Here is a 23,199-nt window from a genome sequence, read left to right on the forward strand (position 1 = left end):
GTGGTCACCCTGCGTCGCTGAAGGATCACACTCTCCCACAGTGTCGCACTTTTCACAGCCCAAGCGAGCTCACGATCGCCCTTTCGTCGACGACACGCAGGACGGGGTCGCCGAGCAGCCGTCTGGCCAGGTCGTACGGCGCGACGACCATGGTGGCCCGGCGCTCCTGGGCCAGCACGCGGCAGCCCACCAGGCTCGGCTCGTGGGCGATGACGACGTGCGCCCCCACCGTCATCGCCAGATCGATCACCCGCAGGCCCCGGAACGGCTCGCTCACCGCGCTGATCACCACGTCCTCCTTGCCGATCACCAGCCGGCCGGCCAGCCTGCGCAGGTCGCTCGCCAGCGTGTGGTGATCGAACACCCGCCCGCCGTCGACGGTGAGCGCCGGCCCCGCCAGCGGGCCGTACTCGAGGGCGCGGTCGCCGATGAGCGCGGTGAACGGCTTCGCCCCCGGCACGGTCTGGAAGGAGAAGACCCGGTCGACCTTCACCGCGGCGGGGTCGTAGCGACGCTGGGTGATCATGAAGCGCGCCGTCCCCGAGGCCGCGAGCACCGCCACCCCGCCCGCCCAGGCCACGGAGTGGACCGCCAGGGGCAACGACGTGCCGAGCGGGACGTCGACGATCACCTCGTCGCCGAAACGCAGGCCCTGGCGCTGCAGACCCGCCGCGGCGCGGGTGACGCGCCTGGTGAAAGCGGAGTACGACAGCACCTCGCCGGTCCTGACTTCGCTGACCGCCGGTTGGTCCCCCTGGGTCGGCGCGGCGGCCATAACCAGCTCTGTCCAGGTCATGCCGATAATCTAAGGACGGCGGCCCGGCTTGCCATGCGCACAATTGTGCAACCGGCTATGTACGTAGGGCTTAACGTCAGCTTGACATCGAGGATCGCGCTTGACATCGGGGATCCCTCACGTCACGCCTGCCACCTGGGGGACTCCCGTATCCGCACCCGCCCCCCTCGCGTCGCGCCTGCTCTCAGGGGACCCCATATCCACAACCGCCCCTCTCCTCAGTCGCGCCTGTCATCAGAGGGGATCAACTAGACTTATAAGGCCGCGACTTCGCGCGGCCGCCCCCACGACACAGAGCGAGACGTCATCATGCCTTTGAACAGCCGCGACGACCTGCGGAACATCGCGATCATCGCGCACGTCGACCATGGCAAGACCACGCTTGTGGATGCCATGCTCTGGCAGTCCGGGGCCTTCCGCGCCAACCAGGACGTCGACGACCGCGTCATGGACTCCAACGACCTCGAGCGCGAGAAGGGCATCACCATTCTCGCGAAGAACACCGCGGTCAAGCACGGCGGCATGACCATCAACATCATCGACACTCCCGGCCACGCCGACTTCGGCGGCGAGGTCGAGCGCGGCCTGTCGATGGTCGACGGCGTGGTGCTGCTGGTCGACGCCTCCGAGGGGCCGCTGCCGCAGACCCGCTTCGTGCTGCGCAAGGCGCTGGCCGCGAAGATGCCGGTCATCCTGTGCATCAACAAGGTCGACCGCCCCGACGCCCGCATCAAGGACGTCGTGGACGAGGTCTACGAGCTGTTCATGGACCTCGACGCCACGGAGGAGCAGATCGACTTCCCGATCGTCTACGCCTCCGCCAAGGCCGGCCGGGCCTCCATGGAGCGCCCCGAAGACGGCGGCATGCCCGACTCGACGGACCTCGAGCCGCTGTTCGACATCATCAAGTCGACCATCCCCGCGCCGACGTACGACCCGAGCGCGCCGCTCCAGGCCCACGTCACCAACCTCGACGCCTCCTCCTACCTCGGCCGCATCGCGCTGTGCCGCATCCACCAGGGCGTCATGCGCAAGGGCCAGCAGGTGGCCTGGTGCCGCACCGACGGCACGATCCAGCGCGTCAAGATCACCGAGCTGCTCATGACCGAGGCCCTGGAGCGCAAGCCGGCCGAGGAGGCGGGCCCCGGCGACATCATCGCCATCGCCGGCATCCCCGACATCATGATCGGCGAGACGCTGGCCGACCCCGAGGACCCGCGCCCGCTGCCGCTGATCACGGTGGACGAGCCGGCCATCTCGATGACCATCGGCACCAACACCTCGCCCCTGGTCGGCAAGGTCAAGGGGTCCAAGGTCACCGCCCGCATGGTGAAGGACCGCCTCGAGAAGGAGCTGGTCGGCAACGTGTCGCTGCGCGTGCTGCCCACCGACCGGCCCGACGCCTGGGAGGTGCAGGGCCGCGGCGAGCTGGCGCTGGCCATCCTGGTCGAGCAGATGCGCCGCGAGGGCTACGAGCTGACCGTCGGCAAGCCGCAGGTCGTCACCAAGACCATCGACGGCAAGGTGCACGAGCCGGTCGAGCGCCTGACGGTCGACTGCCCCGAGGAATACCTCGGCGCGGTCACCCAGCTCCTGGCCGTGCGCAAGGGCCGCATGGAGCACATGACCAACCACGGCACCGGCTGGATCCGGATGGAGTTCGTGGTCCCGGCGCGCGGCCTGATCGGCTTCCGCACCGAGTTCCTCACCGAGACGCGCGGCACCGGCCTGGTGCACCACGTGTTCGACTCGTACGAGCCCTGGTTCGGCGAGCTGCGCACCCGCAACAACGGTTCCCTGGTGGCCGACAGATCCGGCCCGGTGACCGCGTTCGCGATGCTCAACCTGCAGGAGCGCGGCACGCTGTTCGTCTCGCCGACGACCGAGGTCTACGAAGGCATGATCATCGGCGAGAACTCCCGGTCCGACGACATGGACGTGAACATCACCAAGGAGAAGAAGCTCACCAACATGCGCTCCTCCACCAGCGAGGAGACGGAGAAGGTGATCCCGCCGCGCGTCCTCTCGCTGGAGCAGGCGCTGGAGTTCATCCGCGAGGACGAGTGCGTGGAGATCACTCCGGAGCACGTGCGCATTCGCAAGGTCGTGCTCGACGCCGCCATCCGCGGTCGCGCCGCGGCCCGCGCCAAGCGCGCCTGAGCTTTTTCTTCGCTTTTTTCGGTGTAAGCCCGGCCGGTAAGGCTTCCGGCTTCGCCATGGGCGATGAATGAGCCCGCCGGTCAAGAAAAGGGGTCATGGTGAAAAGCTGTAATCACACCGTGACCCCGTGACATAGAACATTCCGCCATTCCGGAGAATCATCCAATTTGTGGGAACGCTCCGGATGGCAACTGCGTTCGGGCTGGCTCTGGTGTCGTTGGGGGCGATCGTTTGGTGCACCGTCGTAGCCAGACCGGTGGCGGGTCCCGTGCTGCCCAAGAGCACGGCGGTGCCCAACCCGTGGGTGGCGGCCGCCGCCCGCGCCGACCCTCTCGTGGGCTGGGCCCGCAAGGCCACCACCGAGGTGACGCTCACCAGGGCGACTGAGCGCGACCTGGACCCGGTGCCCAAGGGGCGGATCGATCCCCGCCAGCGACAGGTCAAGGTGACCGTCGTACACCGGCTCCAGATGGCCCCCAAGGACCCGCTCACCGAGGCGCTGCGCCAGGGCAGCGGGTTCCCGGGCACGCTGCAGCAGGTCACCGACGCAGCGTTCGGCGCGATCAAGGTGGGCGGGCCCGGGCTGGCGCCAACGACGCGCCTGGCGCCGATCCTGACCTCCGATTCCACCGGGACCACGGCCAGGTTCGCCGTGACGCTGCTGCGGCAGGTCAAGGCGGACGAACTGCTGAAGCTCGACTTCACCGCGCCCGGCGCGGTCCCGCTGATCGTCACCTCGCGCTCGATCGCCGTGCTGCCCGGTGAATGGACGGTGCTGCGGCTGGCGGGGATCACGCCGGAGCGGGAGCAGGAGGAGCGGCTGGAGTTCACCATCGGGGCGTACCCGGTGAGCATGACGCTGGCGCCGGACTCGTTCGGGTTCGCCGACACGGTCGTGGAGGACGACTTCTCGTGGGCCACCGCGCTCGGCGTGCTCACCGCGATCGCTCTCGTCGCCTTCCTGCTGCGCTCGCTCGGGCGCGGGTGGTGGGCGCGGCTGGCCAACAGGGAGCTGTTCGTCGGGCTCGTCCTGGCGGCGCCCACGCTGCTGATCCCGCTGTTCGCCGAGGACTGGTCGGCGGTCGCGTACGTGATCCTCTTCGTCGCGGTGCCCGCGTTCGCGCTGCGGCACGCGGGACGGGTGCTGCCCACCAGCCCGCCGTGGAACACGCGCGACCTGCTGGTCGTGACCGGGCTGGGCGTGGTGGTCGGGCTCGGCATGCTGGCCTGGTCGTGGCTGCACGGGCAGCTGCCGGGGCAGACGCTGCTGGCCGGAGGGGCGGTGGCGGCCGTGGCCGCGGCGGGGTCCGCGGTGGCGTTCAGCGTGGACCTGGGGGTCAGGCCGGTGATCGTACGGCTGGCCGTGCTGTCGGCCGAGGCCGCGATCGGGCTGCTCGCGCTGGCGCTGTGGCTGCGGGCGCTGCTGACCGGGGTGTACCCGCCGGACAGCGTCCGGCTCGTGCTGGCGCTGAGCTGGGCGATGATCCCGGTCGCCGCCATCGCCGTGGCCACCAAGCAGTGGACGCGTGGCGCGGTGGCCGGCGCGGTGATCGTGAGCCTGCTGGTCCAGGGCTGGCCGACCGAATGGCTGGACTCGGGGTCGTGGAGCCTGGCGGTGTCGCAACCCGAACCCAGGATCGGCAGCCTGGTCCTCACCCCGCTCGTCCGCGGGGTGCTCGGGCTGCTGCTGCTGGGGTTCCTGATGCTGGTGCTGCGGCTGCGGCGGCTCGGCGACGAGCTCGCGGCGATCGACAACCCGGTCGCCGAGTCGACCATGATCGCCGTGCTGATGGTGCTGTACATCACGCCCGGCGGCAGCACGACCCTGGCGGACATCGACGTGCCGCTGCCGCTGCTGGCGATCACCTCGATCGTCGCCTGGGCGAGCGCGCGCTGGCTGCTCTCCGGGCCGCGCCCCGTACTCGCCGAGCCCGCCTCGCAGGAGGAGCACCGCCGGCTCGTCAGGGCCGCCCTGCACAAGCGGCTGCTGCTGGTGGCCGAGCAGGAGCTGTACCGCGTCGGACGCGGCAGCATCGGCTCGGGCGAGATGTCGATGACGGACTTCGACGCGCGGCGGGACGCCCTGGAGGAGGCGCTGCGGCAGCACGGCCGGCACCCGGAGACCGCCTTCGCCACGGCCGCCGGCTGCACGCCCTGGCACAACGGCGTGCACGCCTTCGCCGTGAGCCTGCTGCTGAGCCTGCCTTTCGCGATCGTGTACGGGTGGCCGGACGGGGCCGACCTGACCAGCTTCATCTTCGACGCGCGCTACCTGATCACGCTGCCGGCCTTCGGCTTCCTGTTCGGCTACTTCTACCCGCGCCTGCGCGGCACCCAGCCGATGACCAAGGCCCTCCACCTGATCGCCGCGGCCCTGCTGACGGAGCTGTCCGGCTACCTGTCCACTCTGGTGGAGCCGGACATCGGGGCCTTCGACAAGGTGCAGGTGGTGGGGATCGTGGTGGGTCAGGTGACCATGGTCTGCGTCGGGCTGGGGCTGTACTGGGAGTGGCGCCTGATGCACCTGGCCGGGGAACCGTGGGCCCGGGTCCGCAACCTCCGCAGCGTCCGCAGCCTGGCGGCCCCCGCCCTGGCCATCGTCGTAGCGGCCGGCACCACCGCCGCCACCTCCGCGGCCGGCCAAACCGTCGACCGCATCCTCAAGGGCGACCAAATCACCACCACCGCCCCCCGCTGACCACGTGGCTCCGGTTCCCCACCCCGCCGCCCGGCGCCCGGTGAGCCGGGGTGCGCCACAGCGGCACCCACCAACCGCCGACCCGGCGCCCGGCGTGGTCGGCGGGCCGTGGGTGGAAGGGTCAGCGGCGGGGGAGTTCGCTGCCGCGGACGTGGGTGCAGAGCCAGTCGACCAGGGGCCCGTACGCGCGCCACGTACGTGACACTCGCTCGCGCACCTCCGTCGTGTGCACCCACGGCTCCGGCTCCCAGCGCACCCCCGCGTAGAGCGACTTGTGCCGCAGCAGCTCGATCCGCGGATGGTCCTCCGAGAAGCCCCGCGGCTTGGTCTTGAGGCGCTCCCCGCCCAGCTCGTAACCGGCGGACACCAGCTCCCCCGTCATCGACTCCAGGGGCTTGCCGGTCAGGTCCTCGTCCACCGCGGCCCGGTAGCGGGCCACCTGGTCGGGCGCCTGGGTGTAGAAGCCCCCGGCCGTGTAGATCCCGGCCGCGCTCAGCTCAACGTAGAGCCCGATCCCCGGCTGGAGGTCCACGAACGCGCCCTGATGGGTCTTGTACGGCGATTTGTCCTTGGAGAAGCGCACATCACGATAGGGCCGGAAGAGCTGCGCCGCCCCGAACTCGGCGGCCAGCTCGTCCGTGAGCGCGAGCATCGGCTCCCGCACCGCCTCCTCGTAGAGGTGCTTGTGCCGCGTGAAGTAGGTCTTCGAGTTGTCCGCCTCGAGCCCCTCGTAGAACAGGAAAGCCTCATCAGGGAAGCCGCTGAAACCCATGCTCCCAAGGGTGCCACGCCGCACCGACACCTCGGGTCACCGCTCGGTGTACGTCCGGCCCGGCGACGGCGTCTTGCCGTAGAGCTCCGAAACCGTGACGAACGTGAAGCCCTTCCGGTCAAGGATGTCGAGAATGGCGGGCACGGCCTCCACCGTCGTCCGGTGGATGTCGTGCATGAGGACGATCGATCCGGACTTGGCCTCGCCGGCCCGCCGGGCCACGGCCGCGGGGACCCGGTGCAGCCAGTCGAGGGTGTCGACGCTCCAGAGGATCTCCGCCAGCCCCTCGTGGCGTGCCTCCGCGGCGACGGCGGCGTTGGTCGACCCGTACGGCGGCCGCATGATGTGCATCCGCACCCCGGTCAGCTTGAACACGAGGTCGTTGGTGTGCTGGAGCTGCCGCCGCACGTCGTCGTGCGACAGCCCGGCGAGGGCGGGGTGGCTCCAGGAATGGTTGCCGAGCTCGTGGCCGTCCTCGACGATGCGCCGGACGAGCCGGCCGCCCTTGTCGGCCGCCACCATCTGCCCGATGACGAAGAACGTGGCCTTGACGTCACGCTTGCGCAGCATGTCGAGCAGCCGCCCGGTGTACTCGCCGGGCCCGTCGTCGAAGGTCAGGGCCACGCACTTGAGCCTCGCGCAGTCGAACTTGCGGCTGCGCGGCCAGCCGGACCCGTACTGCATCGACACCAGCCGCTTGGCGAGCACCGCCGGATCGACGACGGCCGCTTTGTACGGCACGATCGGCGCCTCGGTCTGATGGCGGCTCGCCACCGAGCAGGTGACGCAGACTGCCAGAGCGAGCAGGGCCAGCGGCAAAGCCCATACGCGCATGGTTCCCCCCGAAGCGCCGCGCGCGGGGGCCTATGGATAGTCCTGGACCGGTTTCCCCCGCAATTCCCTGGCCAGGTCGTCCCACCAGAGTGGGATATCGGCCTGCAGTTCCTTGTAGCGGCGCGCCACGCGCATGGCACATCCGACCGGATCCGTACCCAGATGCCGACGTTTCACCGGTCCTTCCTGCCAACGGTAAAAACCATCTCTATACCGAACGACCAGGCCTATCCATACCGAGATAGTCGCTCCGTCCCCTATCTCGTACGCGCTGGTGACGCCCAGAGCGCGAAGCTCCGACTGGAGCTTCTCCGTCGCCGCGAGGGCCTCACTCACACGCCACCCCCTGCCCACATTCCGCCACACCAGGGATGTACCCAACAACGGACATCAGCCGTCCAAAGCATGAGTAATCGTCAACGACCGCTGGGTGAAGCCGGTGGTCTGCTCCGAGGGTCCCGTCCGGCTGTGGGGAGGCCGGTCATCGGCCGCTGGGGGGCCAGAGCGACACGGTCACCGGGCGCGCGTCACAGGGCACCGCCATCGCACGCCTCCTGTCACGTCAGCCTCACCGACCGCAAATATTACTGGCTGTTACCAAGGTTTTCCATGCCGTCCCGGAAGGAGAAGCAGCGGTTATTGGTCCTGGGTGTCGCGCGGCTCCGCGACGACCATCACGAACCTGAGGTCCTCGGTGCCCCGGTTGGCGTAGCGATGGGGCCGGTCGGCCGTGAACAGCACCGCGTCGTCCTTGCCGATCACGTGGCTCTTGCCGTACACGGTGAGTGTCAGCTCCCCGTCCAGGACGGTCAGCATCTCGCGGGTGCCCGGCGGGTGGGCGTCGCCGTCGTGGTGCTCGCCGGGCGGCATCCGCCAGTCCCACAGCTCCAGGATCATCGGCACGTCGGCGCCGACCAGCAGCCGCGCCCGCACGTCCCCCTGGTCGAACGTGACCACGTCGGCCTTGCTCACGATCCGCACCGTCGGCACGTCGGCGACCTCGACGAGCCGGGCCACGGTGACGCCCAGGGCGGAGGCGATCCGGGTGAGGGTGGAGACGCTCGGGTTCGTCCTGCCCTGCTCCACCTGGACCAGCATGCCCCTGCTCACCCCCGACCTGGCGGCGAGGGCGTCGAGCGTCAGCCCCCGGTGCGCCCGCTGGGCCCGGACGTTGCTGGCGATGGCCTGGTTGATCAGGTCTGGATCTTCCACGCAGTGCAGTCTAGTGAATCCGATTTGCAGTGGAATGTACTCTGTGTGTTGTACTGACAGTGCAACCTGTTGAACCAAAGGGGAGAATACCGGTGACGGTGATCCTGGCGACCGCCTGCGCGGTCGTGTACGGCACGGCCGACTTCTTCGGCGGCCTGGCCACCCGCCGATCCCAAGTGCTGTCGGTCGTCGTGCTGTCGCAGATCGCGGGCCTGGTGCTGATCCTCGCCCTGCTGCCGGTGCTGCCCGGCACGGCCGGCGCCGCCGCCCTGTCGTGGGGCCTGGCGGCGGGCCTGGCGGGCGCGGCCGGGCTGGTGCTGTTCTACCGGGCGCTGGCCACGGGCGTCATGTCGGTGGTCGCCCCGACGACCGCCGTCACCTCGGCGGCGCTGCCCGTGGTGTTCGGGCTGGCGACGGGCGAGCGGCCGGCGTTCTGGGCGCTGGTGGGCATCGCGCTGGCGCTCTGCTCGGTGCTGCTGGTCAGCCAGGACAGGTCCACGGACCGGCAGGGCTCCCTGGCCTCGGTGCTGACCGCGCTGGCGGCCGGGGCCGGGTTCGGCGGGTTCTTCATCCTGCTGGCCATGGCGCCGGACGATGCCGGGCTGTGGCCGCTGGTCGGCGCCAGGGTGTCGTCGATCACGACGGTGGCGCTGCTGGCCCTGGTCACGCGGCGCGCGCTCAGGCCCGGCCCGGGCTCCCTGCACATCATCGTGGCGGCGGGCGTGCTCGACATGGCGGCCAATGTCCTGTACCTGCTGGCCCAGCAGGACGGCCTGCTCAGCCTGGTCGCCGTGCTGGTGTCGCTGTATCCCGCGAGCACCCTGCTGCTGGCCAGACAGGTGCTGGGAGAGCGGCTGCGGGCCATCCAGGTGGCCGGTGTGGCCTGCGCGCTCGGGGCGGTGGCGCTGATAGCCGTTGCGCAGCACCTCTAGCGCTTGCTACGTTTCGCCCGTGCGCCCTGACCGGGCACCTTCGGACGGCGAGTCGCTACGGCACATCGCGGTGCCGCACGACTCGGACGAGACCTTCGTGAGGCTCGCCACCCCGCGCGTGCGTTCCGCCCTCGACGAGGGCAGGCACGTGCTGGTGATCACGTGCGCGGACAAGCTCGCCCTGCTGCACGACGCCCTCGGCCGCGACGCCGGGCGCATCGACAGCAGGGTCTCGACCGGCTGGTACGGCCACCCGTACCGCACCCTGGCCGCCTATCACGAGTACACCCGCGACCGCCGCACCCTCGTCATCGGCGAGCCCGACTGGGAGGGCAGGAGCGAGCGCGACATCAGGGAGCTGATCCGCTACGAGTCGGTGGTCAACGCCGCGCTCCGACCGGCGGCGGCGATCATGTTGTGCCTGTACGACGTGCGCCGTGCCCCCAGGACCGCGCTCGACTTCGGCCCGGTCAGCCACCCGTTTCTCCTGGGGGCGGACGGCGAGGCGGCCAGCACCCGCTTCGTCGAGCCCCACGAGCTGGTCCTGAACGGCGACCGCGCGCCCCTGCCCGCGCCGGCCGACGGCGCCGAGACCATCCCCTTCACGGCCCGGGAGCTGAAGCGGCTGCGCCAGAGCGTGGGCGACTACGCCAGAGCGGCCGGCATGGACCGCAACCTGATCACCTCGCTCGTGATCAGCGTGTCCGAGATCGCCGCGAACAGCATCGAGCACGGCGCCGGGCACGGCATGATCACGATGTGGGTGAGCGACGGGGAGCTGGTCTGCGAGGTCGCCGACCCGGGCGGCGCCCTGGACGACCCGTTACCCGGCTACATACCACCTGAGCCCGAATCCCCTCGGGGATACGGGCTCTGGATCAGCCGGCAGCTCTGCGATCTCGTACAGCTGCGCAATGAAGGCGGCGTGTTACGCGTCCGCCTTCATCTCATGATGGGGTCGTAGGGGTCTTCACGCGGCGCGCTGGGCGGGGAGCCGTACGGCGCCTTCCTCGCGGGCGTACTCCTCGAGCATGCCGCGCAGCTGGCGGCGGCCCCGGTGGAGGCGGGACATGACCGTGCCGATGGGCGTGCCCATGCGGTCGGCGATCTCCTTGTACGCGAACCCCTCCACGTCGGCCAGGTAGACGGCCACGCGGAAGTCCTCGGGCAGCGAACGCAGGGCGTTCATCACGACGTTGTCGGGCAGCCGGTCGAGCGCCTCGGTCTCGGCCGAGCGCAGGCCCGTCGAGCTGTGCGACTCGGCGGCGTGCAGCTGCCAGTCCTCGATGTCCTCGGCGGCCGACAACTTGGGCGAACGCTGCTTCTTGCGGTAATCGTTGATGAAGTTGTTGGTGAGGATCCGGTGCAGCCACGCCTTGAGGTTGGTGCCCTCCCGGAACTGGTGGTACGAGGTGTACGCCTTGGCCACCGTCTCCTGCACCAGGTCCTCCGCGTCAGCGGCGTTGCGGGTGAGGCGCATGGCGGAGGCGAACAGCTGCGACGTCACGGGCACGACATCGCGCTCGAACCAGTCCTGACGCTGCTCATCGGTCATAGTGATCAATTCATTCCCCCTTGCGCTATCCCCCGTTTCGGCACAAGCCGCCTGCGGGCGGTTTCCATCATGGCAAGTCCCAGGTAAGGGACGCGTTAGAGGTTCCGCCTTGGTCAGAGGGGGTTTCCGTCCATCTGCTCGCGGCGTGTGTCGTCACGTCCACGGCCGGACAAGTCTCAGTATCATAACACTACCCACCCAATTTCGCAGTAATAGTGGCAAGAGTCACATGGGATAGCGTATGGGCATGAGTTTTGTGGACCGTCACGACCTTGCTTCGCGCCACTGGGTGACAGACGCCATACGCAAGGTCGAGGCCGATGCCAACCGTAGCTGCGACACACATCTGCACGTCTTTCCGCTTCCCTCGCACTGGGGTGTAAACCTCTACTTGAAAGACGAGTCGGTACACCCTACGGGTTCACTCAAACATCGACTTGCTCGGTCCCTGTTCCTCTACGGCCTGGCGAACGGCTGGATCGGGCCCGCCACGACGATCGTGGAGGCGTCGAGCGGATCCACGGCCGTCAGCGAGGCGTACTTCGCCCGGCTGCTGGGCCTGCCGTTCATCGCGGTCATGCCCGCGTCCACGTCGCCGGAGAAGTGCCACCTCATCGAGTTCTACGGCGGGAAGTGTCACCTCGTGACGGACCCCGGCGCGATCTATGACGAATCTCACCGTCTGGCCGCCGAGACCGGCGGCCATTTCATGGACCAGTTCACCTACGCGGAGCGGGCGACCGACTGGCGCGGGAACAACAACATCGCCGAGTCCATCTATTCCCAGATGTCCATGGAGCCCCACCCGGAGCCCTCGTGGATCGTGGTGGGCGCCGGCACCGGCGGCACGTCATCGACCATCGGCCGCTACATCCGCTACCGCCGCCACCCCACCCGCCTGGCCGTCGTCGACCCGGAGGGCTCGGCCTTCTACCCGAGCTGGGTCTCCGGCGACACCTCGGTCACCGCGCGGGGCTCCCGCGTCGAGGGCATCGGCCGCCCGCGCGTGGAGCCCTCGTTCCAGCCGTCCGTCATCGACCGCATGATCGCCGTCCCCGACGCCCGCTCGATCGCCGCCATGCACTGGACGCGCGAGGTCACGGGCCTGGACGTCGGCGGCTCCACGGGCACGAACATAGCGGCCTGCGTGGACCTCATCCAGGAGATGCGCTCGGCGGGCGAGCAGGGCAGCATCGTCACCCTGGTCTGCGACAGCGGCGACCGCTACCGGGGCACGTACGGCAACCCGGGGTGGCTCGCCGACCAGGGCCTGGACGTCGAACCCCACCTGGACGAGCTCCGCGCGTTCCTGCCGGACTGAGCGGGCTCAGGCCTTGGCCGGGTCCACCTCGAAGAGCTTGGCCACGTCGTCCAGGATCGCGTGCGCCCCCTGGATGCCCACCGCGGTCATCCAGGTCAGGTCAGCGACATCGTGCTTCTCGCCCTTGAGCTTGCCCCAGAGCGGGTTGTTCACGAACTTCTCTTTAGGCCCCTCCGCCGACGGATCCTGATATGTCGAGACGAAGATGTGGTCGGCGTCCAGGTCCGCGATCCGCTCCTGGCTGATGTCCACCGCGATGGTGTCCTGCTCGGTCGGCTGCCCCTCGGGCCGCGGGAACCCGACATCCTTCAACACCAGCCCGGAATAGGACTTCTCAACATAAAGCCTGACTGTCGGCTCGCCGGCGAACCGCACGACCGAGATCGTCGGCAGCTCGCCGTCCTTCGCCTTGATGGCCGCGCCGATCTTGGCCGCTCGCCCCTCATACTCCTTGATCCTGGCGTCGGCGAGCTGCTCCTTGCCCAGGGCCTGTCCCATGAGCCGGAGGTTCTCCTTCCAGATGGCCCCGGTGGTCTCGCTGAAGACGGTCGGCGCGATCTTGGACAGCTTGTCGTACAGGGCCTCGTGCCGGACCTTCGCCGAGACGATCAGGTCGGGCTTCAGCGCCATGATCTTCTCCAGGCTCGGCTGCTCCAGCGAGCCGACCGGGGTGGCCTCCTTGCCGTACTGCTCGGCGACGGCCCCCAGGTAGGCGGGCAGCTTGTCGTCGAGCGACCGGTACGTGGTGTAGCCCACCACCGGCGTCTCCAGCGTGAGCACCGCGTCGACGAAGCTCTGGTCGAGCGCCACCACCCGCTTCGGCTGGGCCGGGATCACGGTCTCGCCCATCGCGTGTTTGACGGTCCTGAACGGGGCACCGGAGGCGGGAGCCGCCGCGCTCCCCCCGGAAGCGCCGGAGGAACCACAGGCCGCGAGCCCCGTCACAAGGAGAGCCCCGACCAGCATGCGCAACGGTCTCATAAGATCCCTTTCCCGAATCCCAAAGTAAGGCAACCCTAAATTAGGTTAGCCCTGCCTAAGCTGGCATACTTCACCGTGATCGGGCAAATGTTGAGGAGGACGTGGGTGAGTGCGACCGCTGTGGCCCCGCGCCTCCATGGCATCCGGCACAGGCGGCTCACCGTTCTCCTCGCGCTGCTGGCCGCCGTGCTGGTCGCGATCGTGCTGAGCATCACGGTCGGCTCCAAGTCCGTGCCGCTCGCCGACGCCTGGCACGCCCTCACGGCCCCCACCGGGACCGAGAACGACATCGTCATCCGCTCGCTGCGCCTGCCCAGGACCGCCTTGGGCGTTCTCGCCGGGATCGCGCTCGGCGTGGCGGGCGCGCTCATGCAGGGCCACACCCGCAACCCGCTCGCCGACCCGGGGCTGCTCGGCGTCACGCAGGGGGCGGCGTTCGCGATGGTGTCCTCGATCATCCTGCTCGGCGCCTCCAGCCTGCTCACCTACATCTGGTTCGGCCTGGCGGGCGCCCTGGTCGCCAGCGTCGGGGTGTTCGCGCTGGGCATGGTGGGCGGCAGGGGCGGCCCGACCCCGGTCACGCTGGCGCTGGCGGGCACCGCCGTGAGCGCCCTGCTGTACGCGCTGACCTCGGCCATCGTGCTGCTGGACGAGCAGGCGATGGACGTCTTCCGCTTCTGGCAGGCCGGCTCGATCGCGGCCAGGGGCTCGGACGTGGTCTGGCAGGTGCTGCCGTTCATCCTGGTGGGCCTGGTGCTCGCGATGGTCAACGCGCCGGGCCTGAACGCGCTCTCCCTCGGCGAGGACGTGGCCAGGAGCCTCGGCCAGAACATCTCCACGACCCGCACCGTCGGCGTCGCCGCGGTCACCCTGCTGTCGGGCGCGGCCGTCGCGGCCTGCGGCTCGCTGGCGTTCGTGGGCCTGATCGTGCCCCACCTCGCCCGCCCGCTGTCGGGCACCGACCACCGGTGGCTGCTGCCGTTCTCGGGGCTGATCGGCGCGGCGCTGCTGCTGCTCGCCGACGTGATCGGCCGCGTGGTGGCCCCGCCGGGAGAGCTGGAGGTGGGCGTGGTGCTCGCGCTGATCGGCGCGCCGTTCTTCGTCGCGCTCGTCAGGCGCAGGAAGCCAGTGCGACTGTGATGACCGCTCTTTCCCTCCGCGTCGGCGCCGTGTCCTGGCGGGTACGGCTGCGCGGCGTCGCCGTCTCCGTGATCGGCCTGGTCCTGATCGTCCTGCTCATGGCCATGAACATGCGTATCGGCGAGATCCGGATGACGCTGCCGGAGGTGATCTCCGGCACGTTCGACGTCAACAGCGCCGCCCACTTCGTCATCATGGAGCTGCGCCTGCCGCGCGCCCTCACCGGCGCCCTCGTCGGCGCGGCGCTCGCGCTTTCCGGCGCGATCATCCAGTCCATCGCGCGCAACCCGCTCGCCAGCCCCGAGATCCTCGGCGTCACCACCGGCGCCTCGGTCACGGTCGTGGCCGGCGTCGTGGCCAGCGGCAGCGCGTACGGCGGCGCCAGCGGCCTGCTGGCCACCGCCGGCATCCCCGCGCTGGCCCTGCTCGGCGGCCTGATCGGCGCGGCCGTCGTGTACGGGCTGGCGTGGCGGCGTGGCCTGGACGGCTACCGGCTGGTCCTGGTCGGCATCGGCGTGGCCGCCGTGTTCACGAACATCAAGTTCTGGCTCCTGACCGTCGGCGACGTCAACGACACCGGCCGCGCCATGGTCTGGATCAGCGGCTCCCTCAACGGCCGCGGCTGGGAGCACGTGCTGCCCACCGCGCTGGCCCTGGCCGTGCTGGTGCCGCTGACCCTGCTCGGCACCCGCTCCCTCGACGCCCTGCGCTTCGGCGACGACACGGTGACCGCGCTCGGCGTCCGCACCAACCTGTCCCGCGCCCTGATGATCCTGGCGGCCGTGCTCTTGGCCGCCGTGGCCACCGCCTCCGCCGGCCCGATCGCGTTCGTGGCCCTGGCCTCGCCGCAGATCGCGCTCAGGCTCACCCGCTCCGCCCAGCCGCCGCTGCTGTGCTCGGCGGTCGTGGGCGCCGTGCTCACCACCGCCGCCGACCTGATCGCCAGGACCGCGTTCTCCCCGCTGGAGCTGCCGGTCGGCATCGTCACGGCCGTGCTGGGCGCCCCTTACCTGATCCACCTGATCTGGAGGTCACGCAAATGAGGCTGCAGGCCGCCGGCGTCAAGCTCGGCTACGGCGAACGCCTGGTCGTCGACGGGCTCGACCTCGGCATCGAGGCGGGCACGGTGACCACGATCATCGGTCCGAACGGCTGCGGCAAGTCGACGCTGCTGCGCGCGCTCGGCCGCCTGCTCAAGCCGCAGGGCGGCGAGGTGCTGCTGGACGGCAAGCGCATCGACAAGATCCCCACCCGCGAGGTGGCCAAGATCCTCGGCGTGCTCCCCCAGGCGCCGAGCGCCCCCGAAGGGCTGACCGTGGCCGACCTGGTGGCCAGGGGCAGGCATCCGCACCAGACGTGGTACCGGCAGTGGTCCTCGGACGACGAGGGCGCCGTCGCCGCCGCCCTGGACATGACGGGCCTGGCCGACCTGGCGGAACGGCCGCTGGACGAGCTGTCGGGCGGCCAGCGGCAGCGGGCGTGGATCTCCATGGCCCTGGCCCAGGGCACGGACCTGCTGCTGCTCGACGAGCCGACCACGTTCCTTGACCTGGCGCACCAGGTGGAGGTGCTGGAGCTCGTACGGCACCTGCACCAGGAGGCGGGCCGCACGGTCGTCATGGTCCTGCACGACCTCAACCTGGCCGCCCGTTACGCCGACCGGCTGGTGGCCATGCGCGCCGGGCGGGTGGTCGCCGCGGGCACCCCGCACGAGGTGCTGACCGAGGACCTGCTGGGTGAGGTGTTCGAGCTGGACGCCAAGGTCATCGAGGATCCGGTGGCGGGGACGCCGCTCGTGGTTCCGATCCGGCCGCGTTCGCATCCCGCGGAGCCGCGAGCCTGATCCGCCACGGCGGCGATCACGCCTCGGCCAGCGCCCGCCTGACCTCCTCGTCGTCAGGGGCCAGCTCCGCGGCTCTGAGCAGGTCGTCCCTGGCCTTGTCCGCCAGCCCTGCGGCCCGGTAGAGCACGGACCTGTTGAACAGCAGCTCGGCCGTCTCCGCCAGCTTCAGCGCGTGGGTCAGGTCGGCCAGCGCCGCGTCGTGGTCGCCGCTCTCGAAGGCCAGCTCGGCCCGGCCCGCCCAGGCCGCCACCAGCTCGGGGTCGGCCTCCAGCGCCCCGTCGAACGCGGTCCGCGCCTCCGGGCGCCTGCCCTCGGCCAGCTCCACCTGCCCGAGCACGCACAGCAGGTGGGGGTCGCGGGGCGTCAGCCCCAGCCCGCGCACCACGTCCTCCCTGGCTCTGGCGTAGTCCCCCATCACCACATCGATACCGCTGCGGTTCACGTACGCGGGCGCGAACTCGGGGTCCAGCTCCAGCGTGTGGTCCAGGTCGGCGCGGGCCCCGTCGAGGTCTCCCGCAGCGAACCGGACCTCGGCCCGGTTGTAGTACGCCTCGGGGAAGGGCGGGCTGAGCCGCATGACCGCCTCGTAGTCGGCCAGCGCCTCCTCCGTCCGGCCGAGCCGGTGCAGCAGGTTGCCGCGTTCGAGGTAGTAGTCGGGGTAGCCGGGATCGGCCTCGACGGCCCGCGTGTAGCCGGCCAGCGCCTCCTCCGTCCGGCCCGCCATGGCCATGAGCTGCGCCCTGTTGGCGTGCAGCACGAGCCGGTGGATCGGGTGCTCGCCGGCCAGGTCCGTCTCGGCCAGGTCGATGGCCCGCTGCACCAGCTCCATCGCCGCCTCGTGACGGCCCCTGCGCACCTCGACCAGGGCCTTGCCGTTGAGATCGAACCCGAGGTGGAAGGCCCGCTCGCGGCGATCCGGCAGCAGCGACGTGATCGTGATCGCCTCGTTGATCCAGGCCAGGGCCTGCTCGGGGGCGCGCCGGGTGGGGTCGTGGTGGCGTACGAGAATCATGGCGGTGGCGTATGCGAAGGTGGCGCGGTGCTTGGGGTCGGTGCTCACGCGCCTGGCCCGGTCGTAGAGCTCGCGGGCCTCGTCCTCGCGCTCGATGGCCTCCAGGGCGCCGGCGACGCGCTGCAGGAGGTGCTGCCAGCCCTCCGGGTCGTCCTCGTACGCCATCCCGCGCAGCACGGCCAGGCCCGACTCGGCCATGGCGTGATGGAAGCCCTCGTCGCGGTAACGGTCGAAGTCCGCGCGCAGCGGCCCGGTGCTCGGGGCCGGCGGGCCCTCGTCGATGCGCAGCAGCCCCGGGTCGAGCCTGCGCCGCAGCACGGTCACCAGCTCGGTGTCGGTGTGGTCGGCCGCGCCCAGGTTCGTCACGGTGAGCGCGAGCGGGCCCGCGTCGCGCAGGTGGTCGCGGACGAACTCGGCCAGCCCGTTCGCGATCCTGAGGCTGCGCCGGGCGCCGGGCACGAGGATGCGCTGCCCCGTGGGCAGGCGGCCGGCCAGCGAGCTCCTGCGCTCGGGTACGGACTCGCGCAGCTGCGGCGCGGCGGTGCGGATCTCGATGTCGTGCGCGGCGACCAGCTCCGGCCGGCGCTCCAGCGCCCGGGGGACGAGATGGCCGAGGAGCCCGGCCGCGAAAGTGTAGGGGCCGCCGATCCGGCGGTCGGCGTCAAGGGAGATCGTGTCCACGAACGGCCTTTCCGTGCTGGCCGGCGCCCCACGAGACGCCGGCCGAGCGGCTCAGGCGCTGTGCCTCGGCGCGGCCGCGGCGGTCGGCTTCACGGTTCCTGGCCGATGAACGACGATCTTCTTCATGGCGCCCCTTTGCGCGGAACGAGCGATCATTGATGACCGCTACATGTCAGCACAAGGAAAAGCCCTCGAACAATTGCTTATCTGGTAAGGGCTATTCCCTGGACAATTACCGCGCGCCCGAATCGTGTTCGCGTCACTCTCCCAGGATCGCGTCCACGAACACCTCGGGGTCGAACGGCGCCAGATCGTCGGGCCCCTCGCCGAGCCCCGCGAGCTTGACCGGCACCCCCAGCTCCCGCTGCACGGAGATCACGATGCCGCCCTTGGCGGTGCCGTCGAGCTTGGTCAGCGCGATGCCGGTGATGTTGACCACCTCGGCGAACACCTGGGCCTGGCGCATGCCGTTCTGGCCCGTGGTGGCGTCGAGGACGAGGAGCACCTCGTCGACCGTGGCCTTCTTCTCGATGACCCGCTTGACCTTGCCCAGCTCGTCCATGAGGCCGGTCTTGGTGTGAAGGCGGCCCGCGGTGTCGACGATGACCACGTCGACCTTCTCCTCGATCCCCTTGGCGACGGCGTCGAACGCCACGGAGGCCGGGTCGCCGCCCTCGGGGCCGCGAACGACGTCGGCCCCCACCCGCTCGCCCCACGTCTGGAGCTGGTCGGCGGCGGCCGCGCGGAACGTGTCGGCCGCACCGAGCACGACCTTCTTGCCGTCGCCGACGAGCGAGCGGGCGAGCTTGCCGGTGGTGGTGGTCTTGCCGGTGCCGTTGACGCCCACGATGAGGGCCACCGCGGGCCGCTCGCCGTGCTTCTGGACGTGCAGCGTGCGGTCGAGGTCGGGGTTGACCTGGGCCAGCAGCTCCTCGCGCAGCAGGCCGCGCAGCTCCTCGGGGGTGCGGCTGCCCAGCACCTTGACCTTGGTGCGCAGGTCGTCGACGATCACCCGGGTCGGCGCGACGCCGACGTCGGCGGTGATCAGCTTCTCCTCGACCTCGTCCCACACGTCGTCGTCGAGGCGGTCGCGGGAGAGCAGCTCCAGCAGGCCGCGCCCGAGGGCGCTCTGCGAGCGTGCCAGCCGCGAGCGCAGCCGCACCATCCGGCCCGCGGACGGCGGCGGCACCTCGATCTCGGGCGTGACGACGGCCGGCTCGGCGGGCTTGACCGGTGGCGGCAGCGTGGTGGTCGCGCCTTCGCCCTCCTCGCCCGCCACTCCCGCAGGCTTCTCCTCCTGCTCGGGGAGCACGGGAGTCTCTGGCGGTTTGACCGGCGGGGCCGCCTTGCGACCCGGCTTGAAGTACAGCAGAAGGCCGCCGGCCGCCAGCAGGGCGACGACGGCCACGATCACTATGACGCCGAGGTAACCATCCACAAGATGTCAGTTTTCCAGATCGATCGGCATGGTCATGCCCAAGGCACCACCGATCAGGCCCAACTCACGCCCTCAGACCGGCTGTCCGGCGCGCCGCCGGGCATGGGGCCAGGGTCAGGCCGGCTCGCGTTCGCGGAGCCGCTGGCTGACGACCTGCGTCACGCCGTCCCCGCGCATCGAGACGCCGTAGAGCGCGTCGGCGATCTCCATCGTGCGCTTGTTGTGGGTGATGACGATCAGCTGCGAGCTCTGCCGCAGCTCCTCGAACAGCGTCAGCAGCCGCTGCGTGTTCGTGTCGTCGAGCGCCGCCTCGACCTCGTCCATCACGTAGAACGGCGAGGGCCGCGCCTTGAAGATGGAGATCAGGAACGCCACGGCGGTCAGCGAGCGCTCCCCGCCCGACAGCAGCGACAGCCGCTTGACCTTCTTGCCCGGCGGCCTCGCCTCGACCTCGATGCCGGTGGTCAGCATGTCGGCCGGCTCGGTCAGCACCAGCCGTCCATCGCCGCCCGGGAACACCCTGGTGAAGATCTGCTCGAACTCCCGGGCCACGTCCTCGTACGCCGAGGCGAACATCTGCTCCACCCGGTCGTCGACCTCCTTGACCACGAGCAGCAGGTCGCGCCTGGTCTTCTTGAGGTCCTCGAGCTGCGAGGTGAGGAACGCGTGCCGCTCCTCCAGGGCCGCGAACTCCTCCAGGGCGAGGGGGTTGACCTTGCCGAGCTGGTTCATCTGCCGCTCGGCGGCCCTGGCCCGCTTTTCCTGCTCCTCGCGCACGTACGGCACGGGCGGGTCGCCGGGGACCGGGACCTCGGGCCCGTACTCGGAGATCAGGGCCTCGATCTCGACCCCGAACTCCTCCAGCGCCCGCTGCTCCATCTGCTCCAGCCGCAACCGCTGCTCGGTGCGGGCGACCTCGCTGCCGTGCACGCGGTTGACCAGCTTGTCCAGCTCCTGGCCGAGCTCGCGGACCCGCAGGCGCACCTGCTTGAGCTCGGCATCGACGGCCACCCTGGCGAGGTCGGCCTCGTCGCGCTCCCTCGACGCGAGCCGGACGGAGGACTCGAGCTCCCTGAGCACCTGCTTGGCGCCCTTGCTGACGGCCTCGGCCACGGCGGCCTGCTGGCGGCGCCTGGCGCGCTGGGCCGCGGCCTGGGCGCGGTCCTGGCGCTCGCGCTGGGCGGCCCGGACGAGCCCGTCGGCGCGGCCCTCGATGCCCTTGACCCGCTCCTCGGCGGTGCGGACCTGGAGCCGGGTGTCCATCTCGCGCTGCCGGGCGACCTCGCAGGCGCCGGCCAGGTCGTCGCGGAGGTCGGTGGTGGGCTCGGACTCCAGCTCCTGGGCGTATTCGGCCTCGGCCAGGCGGACCTCCAGCTCGGCCACCTCCTCCAGCCCCTCGGCGCGGGCCTCCTCCGCCTTGGTGACGCTCACGGCCAGGCGCTCGGCCTCGTCGTGGGCGGCGTTGGCGGCGGCCTCGAGCTGGGCCAGGCGCTTGGCGGCGGCGGCGTTGCGCTGGTCGGCCTCCCGCTGGCGGCCCCTGACCTGGTCGAGGGTCCCCTGGACGGCGCTCACGCCGGCCTGGGCGGTGGTGACGGCGGTCTGTGCCTCGTTGGCCTTCGCCTGGGCGGCCTCCAGCGCCGCCTGTGCCGTCTGCTCCTGCTCGGCCGCCTGGTCGAGGGCGACGGCCGTCTCCTCGGCCCGGCCCTCGGCCTCCTCCAGGTCCCTGACGGCCTCGTCGAACGCGGCCCGTACCTGCAGCACGGAGGTGCCGCCCTCGGAGCCGCCGCTGGCCAGGTGCGCGCTCACCAGGTCGCCCGCCTTGGTGACCGCCCTGAGCTCGGGGTGGCTCTCGACGACCGCGCGGGCCGCCTCAAGGTCGGCCACGAGCACGACGTCCGCGAGGACGTGGTCGAGGGCGGGCCGCAGGTGGTCGGGGACCGTGACGAGGTCGGCGGCCCACTGGCCGCCCTCGGGAGCCGCCGTACGGGTGCGCCGGGCCCTGTCGTCGTCCGCCCCCACCAGGAGGGTCGCCTGACCCGAGCCCTGGGTGCGCAGCAGGTCAAGGGCCTCGACGGCCGTGTCGAGGGACTTGACCGCGATGGCCTCGGCGACCGGGCCCAGCACGGCCGCCACCGCCGGCTCCGCGCCGGGCGTGACCTGCATCGAGGCGGCCAGCGGCCCCAGCACCCCGGCCAGGTCCGCGTCCAGCAGTGCCGCGCCGCCGTCGCTCTTGGCGAGCCCCAGCTCCAGGGCGTCGCGGCGGGCGATCAGCGCGGCCACGGACCGCTGGGCCTCCTGGTCGGCGGCGCGCGCGGTGGTCATCCCGGACCTGGCGGCCTGCAGGGCGGCGCGCGGCGCGTCGAGGCCCGCCTTGGCCTCCTCGGCCGCCGCGCGCGCCTCGTCGGCGACCGCCCTGGCCTCCTCCACCAGCGCCTGCGCCGTGGCCAGCTCCTCGGCGAGCGCGGGATCGACCGCGGGCTCCTCCAGCCGCTGCGCCTCCAGGTCCTCCCTGGCCCGCCGCTCGCGCCCGGCCGCGTCGGCCACGGACTGCTGGAGCCGCCCGATCTCCTCCTCGGCGGCCCGCGTCCGGCTCCGTACGGAATCGACCTGGCCGCGCAGCTTGGCCAGCCCTTCGCGGCGGTCGGCGGCGGCCCGGGCGGCCAGGGCGAGGCGGTGCTCCTCGGCGCTCAGCTCGGCCTCGGCCTCGGCCCGCCGCTGGACGGCCTCCTCCAGCAGCTCCTGAGCCTGCTCCAGCTCGGCACCGAGGATCAGCTCCCGCTCACGCACCTCGGCGGCCTCGCGCTCGAGGTCTTCGGGGTCGCGGCCGCGGCGCTCGATGGCGGCGGCGTCGAGCGCGTGCCGGTGGCGCTCGGCGGCGAGCTGCGCCAGGCCGGTGATGCGCTCGCGCAGCGACGAGAGCCGGAAGTACGTCTCCTGCGCGGCGCTCAGCCGCGGCTGGGTCTCGGCCTCGGCCGTCTCCAGGGCCGCCTCGCGCTGCTGACCCTCGGCCAGCTCGGCCTCGACCTGGTTGCGCCTGGCCGTGATCGCGGCCTCGTCAGCGGCCTCGCGCTGCAGCGTCGTACGCAGGATGCACACGTCGTCGGCCAGCAGCCGCAGCCGGGCGTCCCGCAGGTCGGCCTGGATGACGGCGGCCTTGCGGGCGATCTCCGCCTGCCGGCCCAGCGGCTTGAGCTGGCGGCGCAGCTCGGTGGTGAGGTCTTGCACGCGGGTCAGGTTGGCCTGCATGGAGTCGAGCTTGCGCAGCGCCTTTTCCTTGCGCTTGCGGTGTTTCAGCACGCCCGCGGCCTCTTCGATGAACGCCCGCCGGTCCTCGGGCCCCGCGTGCAGGACGGCGTCGAGCTGGCCCTGGCCGACGATCACGTGCATCTCGCGGCCGATGCCGGAGTCGGACAGCAGTTCCTGGATGTCGAGCAGACGGCAGGTGTCGCCGTTGATCGCGTATTCGCTCTGCCCCGACCTGAACATCAGCCGGCTGATCGTGACCTCGGTGTAGTCGATCGGCAGCGCGCCGTCGGTGTTGTCGATGGTCAGCGTCACCTCGGCCCGCCCGAGCGGCGGCCTGGAGGAGGTGCCGGCGAAGATGACGTCCTCCATCTTGCCGCCGCGCAGCGACTTGGCGCTGTGCTCGCCCATGACCCAGGCGAGGGCGTCGACGACGTTGGACTTTCCCGAGCCGTTGGGGCCGACGACGCAGGTGATGCCCGGTTCGAGACGCAGGGCGGTCGCTGAGGCGAAAGACTTGAAGCCGCGCAGGGTGAGGGTCTTCAAATACAAGCGCGACCCCCTTCTCCCTGATGCGGACT

General features: G+C 70.9%; 17 protein-coding genes. 8 read left to right on the top strand and 9 right to left on the bottom strand.

Annotated features, from left to right (window positions below; translation table 11 throughout):
• Nucleotides 1-52: 52 nt before the first annotated feature.
• Nucleotides 53-796 carry an AMP-binding protein gene (locus tag AB0J87_RS42450; RefSeq protein ID WP_363975949.1) on the bottom strand — a complete coding sequence of 248 codons (744 nt, stop codon included), beginning with the start codon at nucleotides 794-796 and terminating at the stop codon, nucleotides 53-55.
• A 309-nt stretch (nucleotides 797-1,105) separates the two neighbouring features.
• Between AB0J87_RS42450 and typA the strand changes: the two genes are divergently transcribed.
• Nucleotides 1,106-2,956, top strand: coding sequence for a translational GTPase TypA (gene typA / locus AB0J87_RS42455; protein ID WP_363975952.1), 1,851 nt, complete (start codon nucleotides 1,106-1,108; stop codon nucleotides 2,954-2,956).
• Between the two features lie 184 nt (nucleotides 2,957-3,140).
• The gene (locus tag AB0J87_RS42460) at nucleotides 3,141-5,654 is read left to right on the top strand and encodes a hypothetical protein (RefSeq protein WP_363975955.1); all 2,514 of its coding nucleotides are present in this window, start codon (nucleotides 3,141-3,143) and stop codon (nucleotides 5,652-5,654) included.
• Nucleotides 5,655-5,775: 121 nt separating this feature from the next.
• Here AB0J87_RS42460 and AB0J87_RS42465 read toward each other — a convergent pair whose 3' ends face one another.
• The 3 genes from AB0J87_RS42465 to AB0J87_RS42475 form a co-directional block, all read right to left on the bottom strand.
• Nucleotides 5,776-6,426, bottom strand: a complete 651-nt coding sequence (locus AB0J87_RS42465) for a DUF2461 domain-containing protein (RefSeq protein WP_350729765.1) — start codon at nucleotides 6,424-6,426, stop codon at nucleotides 5,776-5,778.
• A gap of 36 nt (nucleotides 6,427-6,462) precedes the next feature.
• Nucleotides 6,463-7,260, bottom strand: a complete 798-nt coding sequence (locus AB0J87_RS42470) for a polysaccharide deacetylase family protein (protein WP_363975959.1) — start codon at nucleotides 7,258-7,260, stop codon at nucleotides 6,463-6,465.
• A gap of 636 nt (nucleotides 7,261-7,896) precedes the next feature.
• Nucleotides 7,897-8,472, bottom strand: a complete 576-nt coding sequence (locus AB0J87_RS42475; RefSeq protein WP_350729761.1) for an XRE family transcriptional regulator — start codon at nucleotides 8,470-8,472, stop codon at nucleotides 7,897-7,899.
• A 92-nt stretch (nucleotides 8,473-8,564) separates the two neighbouring features.
• Here AB0J87_RS42475 and AB0J87_RS42480 point away from each other — a divergent pair, with 92 nt between their 5' ends.
• Both AB0J87_RS42480 and AB0J87_RS42485 read left to right on the top strand, forming a co-directional pair.
• Nucleotides 8,565-9,404, top strand: coding sequence for a DMT family transporter (locus AB0J87_RS42480; RefSeq protein WP_350729759.1), 840 nt, complete (start codon nucleotides 8,565-8,567; stop codon nucleotides 9,402-9,404).
• A gap of 19 nt (nucleotides 9,405-9,423) precedes the next feature.
• Entirely contained in the window at nucleotides 9,424-10,368 is a 945-nt protein-coding gene (locus tag AB0J87_RS42485; protein WP_363975963.1) for a sensor histidine kinase, read from the top strand.
• Between the two features lie 6 nt (nucleotides 10,369-10,374).
• Here AB0J87_RS42485 and AB0J87_RS42490 read toward each other — a convergent pair whose 3' ends face one another.
• On the bottom strand, nucleotides 10,375-10,959 hold the full coding sequence (locus AB0J87_RS42490) for a sigma-70 family RNA polymerase sigma factor (RefSeq protein WP_350729756.1): 585 nt from the start codon (nucleotides 10,957-10,959) through the stop codon (nucleotides 10,375-10,377).
• Between the two features lie 247 nt (nucleotides 10,960-11,206).
• Between AB0J87_RS42490 and AB0J87_RS42495 the strand changes: the two genes are divergently transcribed.
• Nucleotides 11,207-12,280, top strand: coding sequence for a PLP-dependent cysteine synthase family protein (locus AB0J87_RS42495; protein WP_363975966.1), 1,074 nt, complete (start codon nucleotides 11,207-11,209; stop codon nucleotides 12,278-12,280).
• A gap of 6 nt (nucleotides 12,281-12,286) precedes the next feature.
• Here AB0J87_RS42495 and AB0J87_RS42500 read toward each other — a convergent pair whose 3' ends face one another.
• Nucleotides 12,287-13,129 carry an iron-siderophore ABC transporter substrate-binding protein gene (locus AB0J87_RS42500; RefSeq protein ID WP_363975969.1) on the bottom strand — a complete coding sequence of 281 codons (843 nt, stop codon included), beginning with the start codon at nucleotides 13,127-13,129 and terminating at the stop codon, nucleotides 12,287-12,289.
• Nucleotides 13,130-13,366: 237 nt separating this feature from the next.
• Here AB0J87_RS42500 and AB0J87_RS42505 point away from each other — a divergent pair, with 237 nt between their 5' ends.
• From AB0J87_RS42505 to AB0J87_RS42515, 3 genes are read left to right on the top strand one after another with little or no spacing between them, the layout of a single operon-like run.
• Complete coding sequence (locus AB0J87_RS42505) at nucleotides 13,367-14,401, top strand: iron ABC transporter permease (protein ID WP_363975972.1); 1,035 nt, start codon at nucleotides 13,367-13,369, stop codon at nucleotides 14,399-14,401.
• The gene (locus AB0J87_RS42510; protein WP_363975975.1) at nucleotides 14,401-15,444 is read left to right on the top strand and encodes an iron chelate uptake ABC transporter family permease subunit; all 1,044 of its coding nucleotides are present in this window, start codon (nucleotides 14,401-14,403) and stop codon (nucleotides 15,442-15,444) included. Before AB0J87_RS42505 ends, AB0J87_RS42510 begins: the two co-directional genes overlap by 1 nt.
• Nucleotides 15,441-16,244, top strand: a complete 804-nt coding sequence (locus tag AB0J87_RS42515) for an ABC transporter ATP-binding protein (protein WP_355208939.1) — start codon at nucleotides 15,441-15,443, stop codon at nucleotides 16,242-16,244. The genes AB0J87_RS42510 and AB0J87_RS42515 overlap by 4 nt, the downstream gene beginning before the upstream one ends.
• Nucleotides 16,245-16,260: 16 nt before the next feature.
• Here AB0J87_RS42515 and AB0J87_RS42520 read toward each other — a convergent pair whose 3' ends face one another.
• The 3 genes from AB0J87_RS42520 to smc form a co-directional block, all read right to left on the bottom strand.
• Nucleotides 16,261-17,937, bottom strand: coding sequence for a tetratricopeptide repeat protein (locus AB0J87_RS42520; protein ID WP_363975979.1), 1,677 nt, complete (start codon nucleotides 17,935-17,937; stop codon nucleotides 16,261-16,263).
• Nucleotides 17,938-18,196: 259 nt separating this feature from the next.
• Nucleotides 18,197-19,375, bottom strand: coding sequence for a signal recognition particle-docking protein FtsY (gene ftsY, locus AB0J87_RS42525; RefSeq protein ID WP_355208933.1), 1,179 nt, complete (start codon nucleotides 19,373-19,375; stop codon nucleotides 18,197-18,199).
• 114 nt (nucleotides 19,376-19,489) lie between these two features.
• The gene (gene smc / locus AB0J87_RS42530; protein WP_363975983.1) at nucleotides 19,490-23,170 is read right to left on the bottom strand and encodes a chromosome segregation protein SMC; all 3,681 of its coding nucleotides are present in this window, start codon (nucleotides 23,168-23,170) and stop codon (nucleotides 19,490-19,492) included.
• Nucleotides 23,171-23,199 lie beyond the last annotated feature (29 nt).

The sequence above is a fragment of the Nonomuraea sp. NPDC049625 genome, assembly GCF_040675285.1.
GTDB classification, from domain to species: Bacteria; Actinomycetota; Actinomycetes; order Streptosporangiales; family Streptosporangiaceae; genus Nonomuraea; species Nonomuraea angiospora_A.

Excerpts from the sequence above, each read along its gene's own strand:
- AB0J87_RS42450 (WP_363975949.1), bottom strand. The coding sequence starts at position 796 with ATGACCTGGACAGAGCTGGTTATGGCCGCCGCGCCGACCCAGGGGGAC.
- typA (WP_363975952.1), top strand. The coding sequence starts at position 1,106 with ATGCCTTTGAACAGCCGCGACGACCTGCGGAACATCGCGATCATCGCG.
- AB0J87_RS42460 (WP_363975955.1), top strand. The coding sequence starts at position 3,141 with ATGGCAACTGCGTTCGGGCTGGCTCTGGTGTCGTTGGGGGCGATCGTT.
- AB0J87_RS42465 (WP_350729765.1), bottom strand. The coding sequence starts at position 6,426 with ATGGGTTTCAGCGGCTTCCCTGATGAGGCTTTCCTGTTCTACGAGGGG.
- AB0J87_RS42470 (WP_363975959.1), bottom strand. The coding sequence starts at position 7,260 with ATGCGCGTATGGGCTTTGCCGCTGGCCCTGCTCGCTCTGGCAGTCTGC.
- AB0J87_RS42490 (WP_350729756.1), bottom strand. The coding sequence starts at position 10,959 with ATGACCGATGAGCAGCGTCAGGACTGGTTCGAGCGCGATGTCGTGCCC.
- AB0J87_RS42495 (WP_363975966.1), top strand. The coding sequence starts at position 11,207 with ATGAGTTTTGTGGACCGTCACGACCTTGCTTCGCGCCACTGGGTGACA.
- AB0J87_RS42500 (WP_363975969.1), bottom strand. The coding sequence starts at position 13,129 with ATGGGCGAGACCGTGATCCCGGCCCAGCCGAAGCGGGTGGTGGCGCTC.
- AB0J87_RS42510 (WP_363975975.1), top strand. The coding sequence starts at position 14,401 with ATGACCGCTCTTTCCCTCCGCGTCGGCGCCGTGTCCTGGCGGGTACGG.
- AB0J87_RS42515 (WP_355208939.1), top strand. The coding sequence starts at position 15,441 with ATGAGGCTGCAGGCCGCCGGCGTCAAGCTCGGCTACGGCGAACGCCTG.